The organism is Sphingomonas sp. (assembly GCF_035714405.1).
Taxonomy (GTDB): domain Bacteria; phylum Pseudomonadota; class Alphaproteobacteria; order Sphingomonadales; family Sphingomonadaceae; genus Sphingomonas.
The window spans coordinates 661,239-677,664 of the sequence record NZ_DASTMA010000018.1 but is presented as its reverse complement, the minus strand read 5'-3'; the positions used below and the strand labels follow the sequence as shown (position 1 = coordinate 677,664).

Sequence of the window (16,426 nt, the reverse complement as noted above, 5' to 3'; positions counted from 1 at the left end):
TTGTGCCGGACGGGGCGGGCGCTATCCGACGGCACGAAGGAGAGCGCGATGCGGCGGAAACTGGTGGCGGGCAATTGGAAGATGAACGGCTCGCTCGAAGCGCTGGCCGAAGTGGACGGTATAGCAGCCGCCGCAAAGGGCGCGAACTGCGACGTGGCGTTGGCACTGCCGGCAACGCTGCTCCTTTCCGCCGTCGAGCGGGTCGGCGGTTCCTCCGTCGCGATCGGCGCGCAGGACGTGCACCCGGCCGAAAAGGGCGCGCATACCGGCTGTATCTCGGCGGTGATGCTGAAAGACGCCGGCGCCAGCTTCACGCTGGTCGGTCACAGCGAGCGCCGCGCGGATCAGGGTGAGACGGATGCCGACGTAAGGGCCAAGGCCGAGGCGGCACGACGGCATGGGCTGGCCGTGATCCTTTGCGTCGGCGAGACGCTGGCAGAGCGGGATGCGGGTCGGGCCGAGGCGGTGGTGACGGGGCAGCTTGAAGGATCGTTACCCGAGGGTGCGGCGGCGGAGTGGCTGTCGATCGCGTACGAGCCAGTGTGGGCGATCGGGACCGGGCGGACGCCCACCGTCGCGGATGTGGCGGCGATGCATGGCGCGATCCGGGCGAAGCTACGCGAGCTGGTCGGCACCGAGGCGGAGGCGATGCGATTGTTATATGGGGGGTCGGTGACGGGGGAGAATGCGGCCGAGCTGCTTGACGCAGGCGATGTGGATGGGGCGCTGGTGGGCGGCGCGAGCCTGACGGCGGTTAAGTTCGTGCCGATCATCGAGGCGCCTGCTCGATTGCCGGTAAGTTAATCCTCCCCTTGCAGGGAAGCTGGCAGCGCGGCACGCGCTTACGGAGGCGTGTCCAACTATCGAGAGGGTAACACCCCTCCGTCACGCGACTGCGTCGCGCGCCACCTCCCCTTGTAGGGGAGGAGTTAACGTGGCGAATACCGCTCCTTCAGCACCTGATACGCCGCCCTGACGCCAAAGGCATCGCCGCCTTTAGGTCGCCCGGCCTTCGCCGTCGGCCGCCAGGCGAAGACATCCATGTGCGCCCAGGGTGTGTCCTTCGGCACGAAGCGGCGGAGGAAGAGGGCGGCGGTGATCGCGCCGGCCATGCCGCCGTCGGGCGCGTTCTGCAGGTCGGCGATGTCGGACTTGAGGTCGGCGTCGTAGCCGCCCCATAGCGGCATCCGCCACAACGGATCCCCGAGCGCAGCACCGGCGGCGAGCAGCGCGTCTGCGAGCGCGTCGTCATTGACGAACAGCGGCGGCAGGTCGGGGCCGAGCGCCACGCGCGCGGCGCCGGTCAGGGTGGCGTAATCGAGGATCATCTCGGGCTTGCCCTCGCCCGCCTTGGTCAGAGCATCGCCGAGGATGAGACGGCCCTCGGCGTCGGTGTTGGTGTTCTCCACCGTCAACCCGGCGCGGGTGCGGAGCACGTCGCCGGGACGGAAGGCATTGCCGGCGATGCTGTTCTCTACCGCGGGGATCAGGAGGTGCAGCCGGACCGGGAGCTTGGCGGCCATCACCAGGCTCCCCAGCGCGAGGGCGTGCGCGGCGCCGCCCATGTCCTTTTTCATCAGCTTCATGCCCGCCGCCGGCTTGATGTCGAGGCCGCCGGTGTCGAAGGTCACGCCCTTGCCGACGATCGCGATGCGCGGGTGCGCGGGATCGCCCCATTCGAGTTCAATCAGTCGCGGGTGACGATCGCGGCCGGCGGCCATACCCACCGTGTGGATCATCGGATAGCCGGTCTCCAGCGCGTCGCCGCGCGTGACGGTGAGCGTCGTGCCGTGTTGCTTTGCCAAGGTGTCGGCGGCGGCCTCGAGCTCGGCGGGACCGCAATCAGACGCGGGCGTGTTAACCAGGTCGCGGACCAGCGCGGTTGCGTTGGCCAGGCGCACCGTCTCGGCGATGCTGGCGATATCGGGGGTGAGGAGAACGCGCGCGCCGCTCTCGTCGGCCTTGCGGTAGCGGCTGAAGCGGTACTGGCCGAGCAGCCAGCCGAGTGCGCCGTCGCCCGGCGTGTCGTCCGCCAGCCGATAGGTGCCGGCGGGCAGGAACCCGCCCATCGAGGCGAAGCGCCACGGTGAGGTCACGGCCTCGTCGCACACCAGCAGCGCCGACCAGTCGTCGGCTGCGTCGCCGGGAAGGATGGCGCGATTGCCGGGCTTGCCGGTCAGGCCGTGCGCAGCGACCGTGGCGCGGACGCGGGGTGGTCGCGCCGACAGCCACCTCTCCCAGGCGTCCGGCGTGACGATGTGGATGAGCCGCGCTGGCTGGCCGCGATCGGGCTGGAGCAGGTCTGAAAAGGTCATTGGCCCACCAGGAACTGTTCGAACCGGCCGTTGGCTCCCGGTTCGGCATAGGTGCTGACCGCGAGCTCGCGGGTCGGATAGGTGACCCGATAGACGCGGTTGACGAAGCCGCCGCGCAGCCGGGTACGGCCCTGCTGGACGAAGCCGGTCGGCTCGCCGAGCGGGGCGAGGCTGGTGCGGTAGTCGGCACGCGCGGCGGGGGTGAAATAGTAGGCGGCGTTTTCGGTGAGCTGGTTCGCGTCGAGCGTGCCACGGCGGAGTTGGTCGTAGACTTGTTTAGCGCGCGTCAATGCCGCCGCATCCTCGGTCACCGGGGCGCTTGGCCGCAGGATGGCCTGGCCGATGCCGCGCGCGATGCGCTGAAAGGCGTCGGAGAACTCGGCGTTGGTGAGGACGACGATCGCGGTGCGGTCGTCGGGCAGGACGATGTTCTGCGAGAGGTAGCCGACCGCCGCGCCGGCATGCTCGACGAACCGCCGACCCTCCGATGTGCCGGTGAACACGCCGAGGCCATAGCCGTTGGTGCTGCCGTCGCGCAGCCGCACCGGCGTCTCCTGGGCCTCCCAATCCTCGCGAGGCAGCAGCGTGCGATCCAACCGGGCGATGTTCCACTTGGCGAGGTCCTCCGCCGACATCGCGAGCTCGCCGGTGGCATAGACCCAGCCCGGCGCGGCCGGGCGCGACAGGTGGACGGGGCCGAGCGCGTGGCGATTATAGCCTTGTGGGAAGCCCGGGCCGGCCACACGATCCTGGCTGATCGCGCGGATGCCGAGCGGCGCGAAGATTCGGCGCTGCAGGAACGCGAGCAGCGGCTCGCCCGCGACCTTCTCCGCGATCATCCCGGCGACGACATAGCCGGTATTCGAATACTGCCACTGCGTACCGGGCGCAAAGTCGAGCGGCTTCTTCGCCCAGCGATCGACGATTCCCTGCGGGGTGGTCGTGGTCTCCATCGCCCTGAAGCTGTAATCCTGCGGCCAGTAATCCCGCAGCCCGGCGGTGTGACTGAGCAGCTGGCGCAGCGTGATCGTCTCGCCGCCGGAGATGCCGGGAAGGTGTTTGGCGACCGTGTCGTCGAGGCTGAGCTTGCCCTCGTCCTCGAGCAGCAGCAGCGCGGCGGCGGTGAACTGTTTCGAAATCGACGCGATCGGGTAGGGGAGGCGCGGGTCGGGCGTGGAGCACCGCTCGCACTGCTTGCCATAGGCCTTGGTCAGCACGATCCGCCCGTCGCGGACGATCGCGATCGAGGCGGACGGGACGCCGGTGTCGCGCAGCGTGGTGGTGACCACCGCGTCGATACGCGCCTGTTCGGACGCCGTGATGGACTGGGCGAGGGCAGGGGTGGCGAAGAGGGTCAGGGCGACGAGGACGGGACGGAGCATCGGCGGTGAATAGACCGGACGGCCTCTTTAGGTCGATAGCGGGTCCAATGACGTAACGCTTCACCGTCAGCTGCTCGACGTCCGCATCATGTGGTGGGACGCGGTGGAAGCTGAACTGTGCAGCCAATGCACCGGCCGCTCGCACCCTCGCTCGGTCAGGAGCGTCATGACTGCAGTCGCGGCTACGACACGGTAGCGAACCCTATTCCTTCAATGGGGTAGCACCCACGGAAACGAGATATCGGCCGATCTGCTGCTTGCCCTGTGCGACGGTCACCTCTGCGCCGAAGAAGGGATTGCCATGCGAGACCTGCTCGGCAGCAATCGTGATGGCACTCGAAATCGCCGCCTTCCACGCCCCCACATTGTCAGATGCTTGCTGCTCCCCCGTCTGGGAGAAGTGCTCGTTGACGATTGTGACGGTATAGCTCGGCATGATGCCGCAGCCGTAGCGTGCAACGATTGTCCGCGCGATAACGTCGATCAATGGCGACCGACCATCACTCCGATACCCCCGGCCCCAATCCGGACCCGGCGCGCGGCATGGTCATAATTGCGAAACCCCCCGGCTCAAGGTCGGGGTGAGAGACCCTCAAACGGCACCCCAAACAGGTCGTGTTCGTCGGCGTCCTCGATCAGCACGTCCACGATGTCGCCGGCCGCGAGATGGGCGGCGTCGCGGAGCAGGACCTGGCCGTCAATTTCCGGCGCGTCCGCCTGGCTGCGGCCGGTGGCGCCCTCTTCACCGACCTCGTCGATGATGACCGGCAGGGTGCGGCCGATCTTGGCATGCAGCTTGGCGGCCGAAATCGCCGCAGTGCGCTCCATGACGCGGGCGTAGCGTTCTTCCTTCACCGCCTCGGGAACGTGGTCGGGCAGGTGGTTGGCGGCGGCGCCCTCGACCGGCTCGAAACGGAAGGCGCCGACGCGGTCGAGCTGCGCCTCGTCCAGCCAGTCGAGCAGATACTGGAAGTCCGCCTCGGTCTCGCCCGGGAAGCCGACGACGAAGGAGGAGCGGATCGCGATGTCGGGGCAGATCGTCCGCCACTTGGCGATGCGTTGCAGTACCTTCGCCTCGTTGGCCGGGCGGCGCATTGCGCGCAGCACCGACGGACTGGCGTGCTGGAAGGGAATATCGAGATAGGGCAGCACCAGCCCCTTGGCCATCAGCGGGATGACCTGATCGACGTGGGGATAAGGGTAGACGTAGTGGAGCCGCACCCACGGCGCGATGCGGCCGAGCTCGCGCGCAAGGTCGGTCATGTGCGGCACGACCTCACGGCCCTTCCAGGCGCGGGGTTCGTTGCGGATGTCAATGCCGTAGGCGCTGGTGTCCTGGCTGATGACCAGCAGTTCCTTGGTCCCGGCGGCGACCAGCTTCTCCGCCTCGCGCAGGATCGCGTCGGGGCGGCGGCTGACCAGATCGCCGCGCAGGGACGGGATGATGCAAAAGGCGCAACGGTGGTTGCAGCCCTCCGAAATCTTTAAATAGCTGTAGTGGCGCGGGGTCAGCTTGAGCTCGGTGTCCTCGACGGCGGCGCCGGGCATGAGGTCCAGGTACGGCGAGCGTCCGACCGGGGCGGCTTCGTGGACCGCGCCGACGACCTGCTCATACTGGTGCGCTCCGGTGACGGCGAGCACCTGTGGAAAGCGGGCGCGGATGACGTCGGCTTCCTTGCCCATGCAGCCGGTGACGATGACGCGGCCATTCTCCGCGATCGCCTCGCCGATCGCCTCCAGCGATTCCTCCTTGGCGGAGTCGAGGAAGCCGCAGGTGTTGACGAGCACCACGTCGGCGCCTTCGTAATCGGGCGAGAGCTGATAACCCTCGGCGCGCAGGCGGGTGAGGATGCGTTCGGAGTCGACCAGGTTCTTGGGACAGCCGAGCGACACCATGCCGACGCGCGGCGGGGAGGGAAGTACTGTGGCCATGGGAGAGGGGGCATGTAGTCCGGATCGCGGCTGATTTCCACCGCTTGCGTATTCCGTCTTCCCCGGCGAAAGCCGGGGCCCAGATGGGAGTGCGGGACAGGGCCCCGGCTTTCGCCGGGGAGGGTGTCGGTGCCGACGTATCACTTGAAGCCTCATCCGGATCATGCGCCCGCTCTGGTCGACAGCGTTCAGGTCGAAGTTTGGGGAAGCCGAACCGACCTGATGCTGAGGTATCATGTCGGTGGACGCAGCAAGCTCATTTGGCCGCAGGCCGCCGATCCGACGCGAGCCGATGGGTTATGGCGCACCACCTGTTTCGAGCTGTTCCTTCGGCCTGATGACCATGAGCAGTATTTCGAATTTAACTTCTCACCGTCGAAGCGCTGGGCGGCATATGCCTTCACGAGCTATCGAAAGGACATGGTGCCGCTAGAGGTGGACACGCCACCCGACATCGAGCCCTTTCCGGGCGGCGTCGAGGCCAACTGCCTCCTGGACCGACTGCCGCGCGGCGCGCTCCAGATGGCCCTCGCGGCCGTCATCGAGGAAGAAGGCGGCGTGAAATCCTATTGGAGCCTCGCGCATCCGCCCGGCCTGCCCGATTTCCACCACCCGGCTTGCTTCACAGCCCGGCTCCCGGCAGTCGGGGGTGCATGAAATTCGGTATCGACCGGCTCCTCGCCGACCCTGAGCTCCGCCGCCCGCTCGAGGGCAAGCGCGTGGCGCTGCTCGCGCATCCGGCTTCGGTGACGGCGGACCTGACCCATTCGATCGACGCGCTGGTGGCGGCCGGGTTGAACGTGACTGCCTTGTTCGGGCCGCAGCATGGCGTGCGGGGCGATCTCCAGGACAACATGATGGAGAGTCCTGACTATACCGACCCAACCTACGGCATGCCGGTGTTCAGCCTGTATGGCGAGGTGCGGCGGCCACGCGGGCAGTGGATGGGGACCTTCGACGTGCTGCTGGTCGACCTGCAGGACGTGGGCTGCCGCATCTACACCTTCGTGACGACGCTGCTTTATGTGCTCGAGGCGGCGGCGGCGCACGGCAAGACGGTGTGGGTGCTCGATCGACCCAACCCGGCGGGGCGACCGGTGGAGGGGACGACGCTGCTGCCGGGGTGGGAGAGCTTCGTCGGCGCCGGGCCAATGCCGATGCGGCACGGGATGACGCTGGGCGAGATGGGGCGTTGGTTCATCGACCACTTCGGCCTCGACCTGGACTATCGCGTGATCGAGATGGAGGGGTGGCAGCCGGACGCGGCGCCGGGCTTCGGCTGGCCGGCGGAGCGGGTGTGGATCAATCCCAGTCCTAACGCCGCCAACGTCAACATGGCGCGCGCCTATGCCGGCACGGTGATGCTAGAGGGGACGACGCTGTCTGAGGGGCGCGGGACGACGCGGGCGCTGGAGCTGTTCGGCGCGCCTGATCTCGACGCGGGCGAGGTGCTGGCGGCGATGCGGCGGATCGCGCCGCGGTGGCTGGAGGGCTGTACGCTGCGGCCGATCTGGTTTCAGCCGACCTTCCACAAGCATGTCGGCGAACTATGCGCGGGGCTGTTCATCCATGCCGAGGGCGCGGGGTACGACCATGCCGCGTTTCGGCCGTGGCGGCTGCAGGCTTGCGCGTTCAGGGCGGTGCGGGAGCTGGCGCCCGATTACCCGCTGTGGCGTGATTTCGCGTATGAGTACGAGTTCGACAAGCTGGCGATCGACGTCATCAACGGCGGGCCGGGGTTGCGCGAGTGGGTGGATGATGCGGGAGCCGTGGCGGGTGACCTGGAGGCACTGGCCAGGCCGGACGAGGCGGCGTGGATCGAGGAGCGGCAACCGTATCTCCTGTATTGACCCGCGGAGCTCCAAACGCCTCCCCGGCGAACGCCGGAGCCCAGTTGCTACGAACTTAGTGGCAGCGTTTGAACCTCGGCCATGCAGCAGTTCGATACTAGGCCCCGGCGTTCGCCGGGGAAGCGATACGGGGCGGCGTTATAGCCCGCTAGGTCAACCCTTTTTGGCGGGCGCCTTCTTCGCCCCGGCCTTGTTCGCCGCCGGCTTCTTGTCGCCTTCGGCCTTGAGCGCGCGCGCGGCGGCGGGTCCGCCGATGATCGCAGCGGCGCCGGCGACGATAGCGGCGCCGATCGCGGCGGCGGTCTTGGGGCGTGCCTTGACGGCGTCGACGGCATCTTCGGCCAGATCCTGCGCGCGCTCGCCCAGATCCTTGGCGGCGTCGGCGATCTTCGTGCCGGTGCCCTTGCCGGCCTTCTTCTCGGTCTTGGGGGCGGACGTGCTCTCGGGCTTCTTCTCGACGTGATCGCTGTGCTCGTCCTCGTCGTGATGGACGTGGGCGTGCTTCATCTTGGCGTTGGGAATGCTGGACATGCGCTTACTCCGGTTGTCGAGGTGAAAACCGGGACGGGGGCGTAATGGTTCCTTGGTTTAGCGGCCGGGTTCGCCGACCTGTTCGCGGACGACGATCGGCTGCGGGCAGCCGTCGACCTCGCGGAACACGCCCTTGATCAGCCGCGCAGGCGGCATGTCGGCCAGGGGGCGGATGCGGGCGGGCTGGCGCGCGGTGACTCGGTCAGCCGCGCGGGTCGGGCAGGTCTTCTGAAGGGTCGCGGCGGGGAGGGGCGAGGCGACAAGGGCGAGCAGGGCGACAAGCATAGCGGTTCTCCTGCGCCCGCTCATACGCCTGCCGCTGCCCGCGCTCAACGCTTGCGCGTCAGCTCGCGCATCGCTGCATCGAGACCGGCCAACGTCAGCGGGTACATGCGGTCGGTCAGCAGCTCGCGGATGATCTTCACCGATTGCGAATAGCCCCATTGCTGCTCGGGAACCGGATTGAGCCATACCGCGGCAGGATAGGTGGTGGTCATCCGATGCAGCCACACCGATCCCGCTTCCTCGTTGAAATGCTCGACCGAGCCGCCGGGATGGGTGATTTCGTACGGGCTCATCGACGCATCGCCGACGAACACCAGCTTATAGTCGTGGCCGAACTTGTGGAGCACGTCCCACATCGGCGTGCGCTCCTGGAAGCGGCGGCGGTTGTCCTTCCACACGCCTTCGTATGGACAGTTATGAAAGTAGAAGAACTCCAGGTTCTTGAACTCGGTGGTGGCGGCGGAGAACAGCTCCTCGCAGAGCTTCACCCACGGATCCATCGAGCCCCCGACATCGAGGAAGAGCAGCAGCTTGACCGCGTTGCGGCGTTCCGCGCGCATATGGATGTCGAGCCAGCCCTGCCGCGCCGTGCCTTCGATCGTCGCGCCCATGTCGAGCTCGTCGGCGGCACCTTCGCGGGCGAACTTGCGCAGGCGACGCAGCGCTATCTTGATGTTGCGGGTGCCGAGCTCCTTGGTGTTGTCGAGGTTCCTGAACTCGCGCTGGTCCCACACCTTGATCGCGCGCTGGTGCTTGCCCTCTCCGCCGATGCGGACGCCCTCGGGATTGTAGCCCGAATTGCCGAACGGCGAGGTGCCGCCGGTGCCGATCCACTTGTTGCCGCCCTGGTGCTTGCCCTGCTGCTCCTCCAGCCGCTTCTTCAGCGTATCCATGATCTCGTCCCAGGAACCGAGCGACTTGATCTGCTCCATCTCCTCCGCGCTCAGGAACTTCTCGGCGACGGCCTTCAGCCAGCCGGCGGGAATCTCGGCGGTCTGCTGACCGAACGTGGTGGCGATGCCGCGGAACACCTTGGCGAAGACCTGGTCGAAGCGGTCGAGCAGGCCCTCGTCCTTCACATAGGTGGCGCGGGCGAGATAGTAGAAGTCCTCCGGCGTCCGTTCGATCACGTCGCTTTCCAGCGCCTCGAGGAGGATGAGGTGCTCCTTCAGGCTCGCGGGGATGCCGGCGACGCGGAGCTCGTCGAGGAAGTTGAGGAACATGGCCGCGTCATGCTCCCGCGGAGGCGAGCGCGCAACCGGGCCGCGTCAGCGCGCGTAGGCGTCGATCAGCGAGGCGACGTAGTCGGGATCGCGACCGGTCAGCTCGCGCGCCGGCGGGCGCTCGCCATAGATGAAGCCGGCGACGGGATACACGGTGCCGCCCAGCCCGTCGGTGTCACGGAACCAGACCTTGACCTGGCTCCAGTCGTTGCGTGGGCTTACGTCAAAGATCGTCACGTCCTGCTCGGCATGGCCGCGCTGGCCATTGAGCCGCGACCAGTTGGCATGGGTGAGCATGGCCACGCGCTTGTCGACGATGCGGCTGACCACCGCGACGTGGCCGAGTCGCAGCCGATCCGACTTCGGAAAGACAATGACGGCACCGACCTTTGGCCTGTTGCCGCGATCGTAACGGCCCTCCGCCTGGTCCCACCAAGTCCAGGCATCGCCATAGATCTGTACGCCCGACGCCTGCCGCGCGAAGGGTACGCATTGGCCGACGTAGTCGAGCAGCGAGGCGGCGGGGGCCGCGGCAGCCGTGAGTGCGATGGCCAGCCAGGCCGCTATACCGGTGAGTGTCCGCCCCATGCCTCATCCATACGGATGACGCGGTGAGCAACCGGTTGAGGGCCTTGGTTATTCCTTGGTAAAAACGGTCATCATCAGCCGCGGTTCTGCTGCCGCTTCGCCATGAATGCCAGCCGCTCGAACAGCATCACGTCCTGCTCGTTCTTGAGCAGCGCGCCGTGGAGCGGCGGGATCGCCTTGGTGGGATCGCGATTTTGCAGCACCTCCAGCGGCATGTCCTCGTGGAGCAGCAGCTTGAGCCAGTCGAGCAGCTCGCTGGTGGAGGGCTTCTTCTTCAGCCCCGGCACGTCGCGGACGTCGTAGAAGATATCCATCGCCTTGGCGACGAGCAGCCGCTGGATGCCGGGGAAGTGGACGTCGACGATCGCCTGCATCGTCTCGCGGTCGGGGAATTTGATATAGTGGAAGAAGCAGCGGCGCAGGAAGGCGTCGGGCAGCTCCTTCTCGTTGTTGGACGTGATGACGACGATCGGCCGCTCGACGGCGCGCACCGTCTCCTTGGTCTCGTAGACATGGAACTCCATGCGATCGAGCTCCTGGAGGAGGTCGTTCGGGAACTCGATGTCCGCCTTGTCGATCTCGTCGATCAGCAGCACCGGCGCGGTCGGGCGCGTGAACGCCTCCCACAGCTTGCCGCGACGGATGTAGTTGGAGATGTCGTGGACGCGCTCGTCGCCGAGCTGACCGTCGCGCAGGCGGGCAACCGCATCATATTCGTACAGTCCCTGCTGTGCCTTAGTGGTGGACTTGACGTTCCACTCGATCAGCTCGGCATCGACCGCCTTGGCGATCTCATAGGCGAGCACCGTCTTGCCGGTGCCGGGTTCGCCCTTGACCAGCAATGGGCGGCGCAGCGTGACGGCGGCATTGACCGCGACCTTGAGGTCGTCGGTGGCGACGTAATTCTGGGTTCCCTCGAAGCGCTTCATGCCGGCATCCCGTTTCGATGATCGGGTATGCGCTTGGCGGATCGCGGGGGGCGGTGCAACCGTTAGTGGCGGTCCCGGGCGCTGGCCCGCGCCTCGAGCAGGCTCCACAAGCCGCGATGCTGGGCGAGCAGCTGTTGCGCGCCGAAGCCGACCGCCCGTTCCAGCGCGGCGGTGCGGTCGAGCAGTGCCTCGGCATCGAGCGCGCTCGCGGGCGGGAGCAGGACGCCGAACCGATCGGCGGCGTGATCGAGCACCAGCCGGATCGCCTGCCAGTCACCGACCAGCGCCGCGGCTGCGCCCAGCGCTACGCCGGCGCGTTCGGAGCGAGCGAGCATCTCCAGCGTGTGACGCTCGGCCGACAGCGCGGCGGAAGTCTCCGCCTGACCGGGCGTCGAGGGCAGGGGGCCTGCCGCCGCCACGAGCTTCGCCAGCCCGGCGCGCTCCACCGCGAAGCCTTCGCTGGCCTCCAGCAGCCAGTCCCGCTCGACCGGCGCCTTCGTCAGATCGGCGGCGATCGCGAGTAGGTCAGGGTGGTGGCCATGGACGGCGCACAGCGCATGCACGGCATCGCTCAGGTCGCGGGCATCCGAACGGTTCGCCGCGATCCGGGTCGGGTACGGGTGCGCGCGGGTGCCGTCGGCGGTCAGAAGACGGCGGAGCGTGGCTCCCGCGCCCGTCTCGGCGCTCGTGGCGAAGCGTTGCGTCATCATACCCCAGTGCTCAAGCTGCGCGACCGTTCGGTCCGCAACCCTGTGTGAACCTCCATCTATACCGAAGCGCGTAAAGACGCGGTTGACCGGCGCTTAACCCTCGCGCAACCCACTTCGCAGAACCGTGAAACGGAGAGAGTGGATGCGCGCATGGCTGTTGGGAATGGCGCTGATGGGGACGGTGGCGGTGGGCGCTGACGCCCAGACCGGTGCGGGCGACCTGACGCTGAAGCGTGTGTTCGCCAGCCCCGATCTGTCCGGGCAGCAGCCGCGATCGCTGAAGCTGTCGCCCGACGGCACGCTGCTAACGGTGCTGCGCAACCGCGCCGACGAGCGCGAGCGGCTGGACCTATGGGCGATCGACACCCGCAGCGGCGCGGAGCGGATGCTGGTCGATTCGAAGAAGATCGGATCAGGGGCGGAACTGTCCGAAGCCGAGAAGATGCAGCGCGAGCGGGCGCGGATCGGTGGCTCGCGCGGCATCGTCGCCTATGAATGGGCGCCGGACGGCCGCTCGATCCTGGTACCGCTCGACGGCGATCTATATTTGGCGACGCTCGACGGCAGGCCGCGGCGGCTGACCAACACCCCGGCCGGCGAGCTCAACCCCAAGATCAGCCCCAAGGGCGGGTTCGTCAGCTTCGTACGCGACCAGAACCTCTATGTGCAGCCGCTGGGCGGCGGCGAGGCGCGGGCGGTCACCCAAGGTGGTGCGGGCACCGTGCATTGGGGCGAGGCCGAGTTCGTCGCGCAGGAGGAGATGGATCGGCGCACCGGTTATTGGTGGTCGCCGGACGATCGGCTGATCGCGGTGGAGCGGTTCGACGAGGCGTCCGTGCAGGTCGCGGTGCGCGCGTCGATCGGCGCTTCGGGCACGCAGACCTATGAGCAGCGCTACCCGGCCGCAGGCACACCCAATGTGCTGGTCGAGCTGTACGTCATGCGGCCGGACGGGTCCGGGCAGGTGAAGGTCGATCTTGGCCGCAACCCGGACATCTACCTGGCGCGGGTCGACTGGACGCCGGACGGCCGCACGCTGCTGGTGCAGCGGCAGAGCCGCGACCAGAAGACGCTCGACATGCTGAGCGTCGATCCGGCCACCGGCCAGTCGCGCGTGCTGTTCACCGAAAAGGCAGGCGCGCGCAGCTGGATCAACCTGTCGGACGCCTATCATCCGATGCCCGACGGCAGCCTGCTCTGGTCGTCGGAGCGCGACGGATATCGGCATCTCTATCGTTTCGCGAAGGGCAAGTGGACGCAGCTTACGCGCGGGCCGTGGGTCGTCACCGACCTGATCGGCGTCGACGAACGCAAGGGCCTGGCCTATTTCGCGGGCACCAAGGACGATGTGCTCGAGCAGCACATCTATCGACTCGACCTCAACCGGCCGGGCCAGCCGGTGCGGCTGACCGAACGCGGTTATCATACCCAGGCGGGTGTGATGGACTCAGCCGCGACCCGCCTGATGGTGGTCCGCTCCGGCCCGTCGCAGCCGCATCAGGTCTATCTCGCGGATACCGACGGCAAGCGGCTGCGCTGGATCGGCGAGAACGCGGTGGTCGCGGGCCATCCTTATCACCCGTTCCTCGCCAGCCATCGACCGACGCAGTTCGGCACGCTGAAAGCGACGGACGGTTCGACGCTGCACTGGGAGATGATCACCCCGGCGCTGGAGCCCGGCAAGCGCTACCCCGTGTTCTTCGAGCATTATGGCGGCCCCGGCAGCCAGCAGGTGACGCGCGGCTGGCAGGGCGCGCTGCCGCAGTTCCTGGTCGATCAGGGCTGGATCTATTTCAAGATCGACAATCGCGGCTCGATCAACCGCGGCAAGGCATTCGAGGATCAGCTGTACCACGCGATGGGATCTGTCGAGGTGGTCGACCAGCTGGCCGGCGCCAATTACCTCAAGACGCTGCCGTTCGTGGATGGCGGCAAGATCGCGACTTATGGCTGGTCCTATGGCGGCTACATGTCGCTCAAGATGCTGCAGGCCAATCCGGGGGTCTATGCAGCAGCGGTCGCGGGTGCGCCGGTGACGGACTGGAAGCTGTACGACACGCACTATACCGAACGGTATCTGGGCGATCCGAACCAGGACCGTAAGAGCTATTCCGGATCGGGCGCGATCGAGGACGCGGGCCGCATCCGCGATCCCCTGCTGCTGATCCACGGCATGGCGGACGACAACGTGTTCCTGAACAACTCGACGCTGATCGCGGCCGAGATGCAGAAGCGGAACACGCCGTTCGAGATGATGCTCTATCCCGGCCAGACGCACCGCGTCGGCGGCGCCGGCGTGAGCGAGCATCTTTGGAGCACGATCCTGTCGTTCCTGGATCGGCATGTGAAGAACGCGCCCGCCAAGTAGAGCTTTCTGGCGGGCCGAGGCGCTGCGGGCTACGGCGGCGCCACATTGGAGATTGGTCATGGGTTACAGGATCGCCGTCGCCGGCGCGACGGGCAGCGTCGGGCGGGAGATGGTCAACATCCTCGCCGAGCGGGAATTTCCGGCGGACGAGATCGCCGTCCTCGCCTCGGCGCGCTCGCAAGGCGACGAGATCGAGTATGGCGACACCGGTCGCATGCTCAAGGTGCAGAACATCGAGCATTTCGATCCGACCGGCTGGGACATGGCGCTGTTCGCGATCGGCTCGGAGGCGACCAAGGTCTATGGCCCGAGGTTCGCGCAGGCCGGCTGCACGGTGATCGACAATTCGTCACTCTATCGCATGGACCCCGACGTGCCGTTGATCGTGCCGGAGGTGAACCCCGAGGCGATCGCCGGCTATCGCGCTCGCAATATCATCGCTAATCCGAATTGCTCGACCGCGCAGATGGTGGTGGCTCTCAAGCCGCTGCATGATGTCGCCCGGATCAAGCGGATCGTCGTGGCGACCTATCAGTCCGTATCGGGCGCCGGCAAGGCGGGCATGGACGAGCTGTTCGAACAGTCGCGCAACATCTTCGTCGGCGATCCCGCCACGCCGAACAAGTTCACCAAGCAGATCGCCTTTAACGTCATCCCGCACATCGACAGCTTCCTCGACGACGGCTCCACCAAGGAAGAGTGGAAGATGGTGGTCGAGACCAAGAAGATCATGGACCCGAAAATCAAGGTCACGGCGACCTGCGTCCGAGTACCCGTGTTCGTCGGCCATTCGGAGGCGATCAACGTCGAATTCCACGACGAGATCAGCGCCGAGCAGGCGCAGCGCATCCTGCGCGAGGCGCCGGGCGTGATGCTGGTCGATAAGCGCGAGGACGGCGGCTACATCACGCCGGTCGAATGCGTCGGCGACTTCGCCACCTATGTCAGTCGCGTACGCGAGGATCCGACGGTGGAGAACGGCCTGTCGCTGTGGTGCGTCAGTGACAACCTACGCAAAGGCGCGGCGCTGAACGCTGTGCAGATCGCCGAGCTGCTCGGGCGACGACACCTGCAGAAGGCGGCTTGAGCATGGGTGAGCTGGCCACCGGCGGCTGTCAGTGCGGCCGCGTGCGCTACGCGGTCGCGCTCGACAATGATGACGCCTATCTCTGTCACTGCCGCATGTGCCAGCGGGCGACCGGCGGCGTGTCGATCGCGTTCACGAATGTAAGCCGGTCGGCGGTGACCTGGACGACGCGGGAGCCGGATCGGTTCCACTCGTCGGCGATTGCGGAGCGCGGTTATTGCCGCGATTGCGGAACGCCGCTGACGTTCGAATATCTGAAAGCGTCGGAGAAGTTGGACCTGACAGTGGGGAGCTTCGACGAGCCTGGTCGGTTTCGGCCGACCGCGCACTTCGGGACGGAGAGTCTGCACGAGGCGTGGCTCGATACGCGCTCGCTGCCGCGCCAACGCTCCGACGAATATGCGCCGCTGCTCGAACGCTGGAAGGCCGCCGATGCCAAGCCGGGTTGAAGAGGCGGCGATCGCGCCGCAATTTTTCGCCAGCTGGGACGGCACCAGGCTCGCTTGGCGCGAGCTGGGCGAGGGGCGGCCAGCGGTGCTGCTGCACGGCTTCTTCTCTGACGGACAGACCAACTGGATCCGCTACGGCCATGCCGCGGCATTGGCGGCCGAGGGGTTCCGCGTCATCGTGCCCGACCTCCGCGCGCACGGGGACAGCGACAAGCCGCACGATCCGGCCGCCTATCCGCCCGACGCGCTGACGCGGGACGGGCACGCGCTGATCGCGCATCTGGGGCTCGGCGACTATGATCTGGTCGGCTATTCGCTCGGCGCGCGGACGGTGTCGCGGATGCTGACGACGGGATCGACTCCGCGCCGGGTCGTGTTCTCGGGTATGGGGCTGGAGGGGCTCACCGATACGGGGCGGCGGGCAGGGCATTTTCGCGACATCCTGACCAATATCGGCCGGCATGAGCGGGGCAGCCCGAAATGGATGGCGGAGCAGTTCCTGCGCACCACCAAGGGCGATCCGGTGGCGCTGCTGGGCATCATCGACACGTTCGTCGATACGCCGCTGGAAAGCATCAAAGGCTTCGCATGGCCGACCGCCATCGTTTGCGGCGCGGAGGACCAGGATAATGGCTCAGGCCCCGACCTCGCGGCGGCGTTGCCCGACGCGCAGTTCTTCGAGGTGCCGGGCGGGCATATGAGCTCGGTTATCAAGCCGGAGCTTGGACAGGCGATCGCGCGCTTCCTGGCGGCTTGACGGAGGTTAGTCCCGGTCGC

Annotated in this window: 17 protein-coding genes; 7 read left to right on the top strand and 10 right to left on the bottom strand. The window is 67.1% G+C overall.

From position 1 onward, the window contains the following. Nucleotides 1–48 precede the first annotated feature (48 nt). A complete protein-coding gene (tpiA, locus tag VFQ64_RS10095) occupies nucleotides 49–804 on the top strand; it encodes a triose-phosphate isomerase (RefSeq protein WP_325103155.1) in 756 nt (251 codons plus the stop codon). Nucleotides 805–929: 125 nt separating this feature from the next. On the opposite strand, the gene VFQ64_RS10090 is transcribed toward tpiA, so the two are convergent. From VFQ64_RS10090 to rimO, 4 genes are all read right to left on the bottom strand, one after another. Next, a complete protein-coding gene (locus VFQ64_RS10090; RefSeq protein ID WP_325103154.1) occupies nucleotides 930–2,315 on the bottom strand; it encodes a leucyl aminopeptidase family protein in 1,386 nt (461 codons plus the stop codon). Then, nucleotides 2,312–3,697: a serine hydrolase domain-containing protein gene (locus tag VFQ64_RS10085; protein WP_325103153.1), complete on the bottom strand. Its 1,386-nt coding sequence runs from the start codon at nucleotides 3,695–3,697 to the stop codon at nucleotides 2,312–2,314. The genes VFQ64_RS10090 and VFQ64_RS10085 overlap by 4 nt, the downstream gene beginning before the upstream one ends. A 202-nt stretch (nucleotides 3,698–3,899) precedes the next feature. Beyond that, nucleotides 3,900–4,184 carry a hypothetical protein gene (locus VFQ64_RS10080; RefSeq protein ID WP_325103152.1) on the bottom strand — a complete coding sequence of 95 codons (285 nt, stop codon included), beginning with the start codon at nucleotides 4,182–4,184 and terminating at the stop codon, nucleotides 3,900–3,902. Between the two features lie 83 nt (nucleotides 4,185–4,267). Then, a complete protein-coding gene (gene rimO, locus VFQ64_RS10075; protein ID WP_325103151.1) occupies nucleotides 4,268–5,629 on the bottom strand; it encodes a 30S ribosomal protein S12 methylthiotransferase RimO in 1,362 nt (453 codons plus the stop codon). A gap of 123 nt (nucleotides 5,630–5,752) precedes the next feature. Here rimO and VFQ64_RS10070 point away from each other — a divergent pair, with 123 nt between their 5' ends. After that, nucleotides 5,753–6,286, top strand: coding sequence for a DOMON-like domain-containing protein (locus tag VFQ64_RS10070; protein ID WP_325103150.1), 534 nt, complete (start codon nucleotides 5,753–5,755; stop codon nucleotides 6,284–6,286). Next, the gene (locus VFQ64_RS10065; protein ID WP_325103149.1) at nucleotides 6,283–7,479 is read left to right on the top strand and encodes a DUF1343 domain-containing protein; all 1,197 of its coding nucleotides are present in this window, start codon (nucleotides 6,283–6,285) and stop codon (nucleotides 7,477–7,479) included. Before VFQ64_RS10070 ends, VFQ64_RS10065 begins: the two co-directional genes overlap by 4 nt. 153 nt (nucleotides 7,480–7,632) lie before the next feature. Here VFQ64_RS10065 and VFQ64_RS10060 read toward each other — a convergent pair whose 3' ends face one another. The 6 genes from VFQ64_RS10060 to VFQ64_RS10035 all read right to left on the bottom strand — a co-directional run bounded on the left by VFQ64_RS10060 (nucleotide 7,633) and on the right by VFQ64_RS10035 (nucleotide 11,745). Then, nucleotides 7,633–8,010: a hypothetical protein gene (locus tag VFQ64_RS10060; protein WP_325103148.1), complete on the bottom strand. Its 378-nt coding sequence runs from the start codon at nucleotides 8,008–8,010 to the stop codon at nucleotides 7,633–7,635. Nucleotides 8,011–8,067: 57 nt separating this feature from the next. After that, complete coding sequence (locus VFQ64_RS10055; protein WP_325103147.1) at nucleotides 8,068–8,295, bottom strand: hypothetical protein; 228 nt, start codon at nucleotides 8,293–8,295, stop codon at nucleotides 8,068–8,070. A gap of 44 nt (nucleotides 8,296–8,339) precedes the next feature. Beyond that, entirely contained in the window at nucleotides 8,340–9,518 is a 1,179-nt protein-coding gene (locus VFQ64_RS10050) for a vWA domain-containing protein (protein ID WP_325103146.1), read from the bottom strand. A gap of 45 nt (nucleotides 9,519–9,563) precedes the next feature. Further along, nucleotides 9,564–10,106 carry a CHAP domain-containing protein gene (locus VFQ64_RS10045; protein WP_325103145.1) on the bottom strand — a complete coding sequence of 181 codons (543 nt, stop codon included), beginning with the start codon at nucleotides 10,104–10,106 and terminating at the stop codon, nucleotides 9,564–9,566. 74 nt (nucleotides 10,107–10,180) lie between these two features. Beyond that, the gene (locus VFQ64_RS10040) at nucleotides 10,181–11,035 is read right to left on the bottom strand and encodes a MoxR family ATPase (protein WP_325103144.1); all 855 of its coding nucleotides are present in this window, start codon (nucleotides 11,033–11,035) and stop codon (nucleotides 10,181–10,183) included. A gap of 62 nt (nucleotides 11,036–11,097) precedes the next feature. Beyond that, nucleotides 11,098–11,745 (bottom strand): DUF6975 family protein, encoded by a 648-nt coding sequence (locus VFQ64_RS10035; protein ID WP_325103143.1) that lies wholly within the window; start codon nucleotides 11,743–11,745, stop codon nucleotides 11,098–11,100. 142 nt (nucleotides 11,746–11,887) lie between these two features. Between VFQ64_RS10035 and VFQ64_RS10030 the strand changes: the two genes are divergently transcribed. The 4 genes from VFQ64_RS10030 to VFQ64_RS10015 are packed head-to-tail and all read left to right on the top strand — an operon-like array spanning nucleotide 11,888 to nucleotide 16,406. Beyond that, nucleotides 11,888–14,113 carry a S9 family peptidase gene (locus VFQ64_RS10030; protein WP_414712888.1) on the top strand — a complete coding sequence of 742 codons (2,226 nt, stop codon included), beginning with the start codon at nucleotides 11,888–11,890 and terminating at the stop codon, nucleotides 14,111–14,113. Between the two features lie 58 nt (nucleotides 14,114–14,171). Beyond that, complete coding sequence (locus tag VFQ64_RS10025) at nucleotides 14,172–15,200, top strand: aspartate-semialdehyde dehydrogenase (RefSeq protein ID WP_325103142.1); 1,029 nt, start codon at nucleotides 14,172–14,174, stop codon at nucleotides 15,198–15,200. 2 nt (nucleotides 15,201–15,202) lie between these two features. Beyond that, nucleotides 15,203–15,649: a GFA family protein gene (locus tag VFQ64_RS10020; protein ID WP_325103141.1), complete on the top strand. Its 447-nt coding sequence runs from the start codon at nucleotides 15,203–15,205 to the stop codon at nucleotides 15,647–15,649. Beyond that, complete coding sequence (locus tag VFQ64_RS10015) at nucleotides 15,633–16,406, top strand: alpha/beta fold hydrolase (protein ID WP_325103140.1); 774 nt, start codon at nucleotides 15,633–15,635, stop codon at nucleotides 16,404–16,406. The genes VFQ64_RS10020 and VFQ64_RS10015 overlap by 17 nt, the downstream gene beginning before the upstream one ends. The last annotated feature ends 20 nt before the right edge of the window (nucleotides 16,407–16,426 follow it).

Excerpts from the sequence above, each read along its gene's own strand:
- tpiA (WP_325103155.1), top strand. The coding sequence starts at position 49 with ATGCGGCGGAAACTGGTGGCGGGCAATTGGAAGATGAACGGCTCGCTC.
- VFQ64_RS10090 (WP_325103154.1), bottom strand. The coding sequence starts at position 2,315 with ATGACCTTTTCAGACCTGCTCCAGCCCGATCGCGGCCAGCCAGCGCGG.
- VFQ64_RS10085 (WP_325103153.1), bottom strand. The coding sequence starts at position 3,697 with ATGCTCCGTCCCGTCCTCGTCGCCCTGACCCTCTTCGCCACCCCTGCC.
- rimO (WP_325103151.1), bottom strand. The coding sequence starts at position 5,629 with ATGGCCACAGTACTTCCCTCCCCGCCGCGCGTCGGCATGGTGTCGCTC.
- VFQ64_RS10065 (WP_325103149.1), top strand. The coding sequence starts at position 6,283 with ATGAAATTCGGTATCGACCGGCTCCTCGCCGACCCTGAGCTCCGCCGC.
- VFQ64_RS10060 (WP_325103148.1), bottom strand. The coding sequence starts at position 8,010 with ATGTCCAGCATTCCCAACGCCAAGATGAAGCACGCCCACGTCCATCAC.
- VFQ64_RS10055 (WP_325103147.1), bottom strand. The coding sequence starts at position 8,295 with ATGCTTGTCGCCCTGCTCGCCCTTGTCGCCTCGCCCCTCCCCGCCGCG.
- VFQ64_RS10050 (WP_325103146.1), bottom strand. The coding sequence starts at position 9,518 with ATGTTCCTCAACTTCCTCGACGAGCTCCGCGTCGCCGGCATCCCCGCG.
- VFQ64_RS10045 (WP_325103145.1), bottom strand. The coding sequence starts at position 10,106 with ATGGGGCGGACACTCACCGGTATAGCGGCCTGGCTGGCCATCGCACTC.
- VFQ64_RS10040 (WP_325103144.1), bottom strand. The coding sequence starts at position 11,035 with ATGAAGCGCTTCGAGGGAACCCAGAATTACGTCGCCACCGACGACCTC.
- VFQ64_RS10035 (WP_325103143.1), bottom strand. The coding sequence starts at position 11,745 with ATGATGACGCAACGCTTCGCCACGAGCGCCGAGACGGGCGCGGGAGCC.
- VFQ64_RS10030 (WP_414712888.1), top strand. The coding sequence starts at position 11,888 with ATGCGCGCATGGCTGTTGGGAATGGCGCTGATGGGGACGGTGGCGGTG.
- VFQ64_RS10025 (WP_325103142.1), top strand. The coding sequence starts at position 14,172 with ATGGGTTACAGGATCGCCGTCGCCGGCGCGACGGGCAGCGTCGGGCGG.
- VFQ64_RS10020 (WP_325103141.1), top strand. The coding sequence starts at position 15,203 with ATGGGTGAGCTGGCCACCGGCGGCTGTCAGTGCGGCCGCGTGCGCTAC.
- VFQ64_RS10015 (WP_325103140.1), top strand. The coding sequence starts at position 15,633 with ATGCCAAGCCGGGTTGAAGAGGCGGCGATCGCGCCGCAATTTTTCGCC.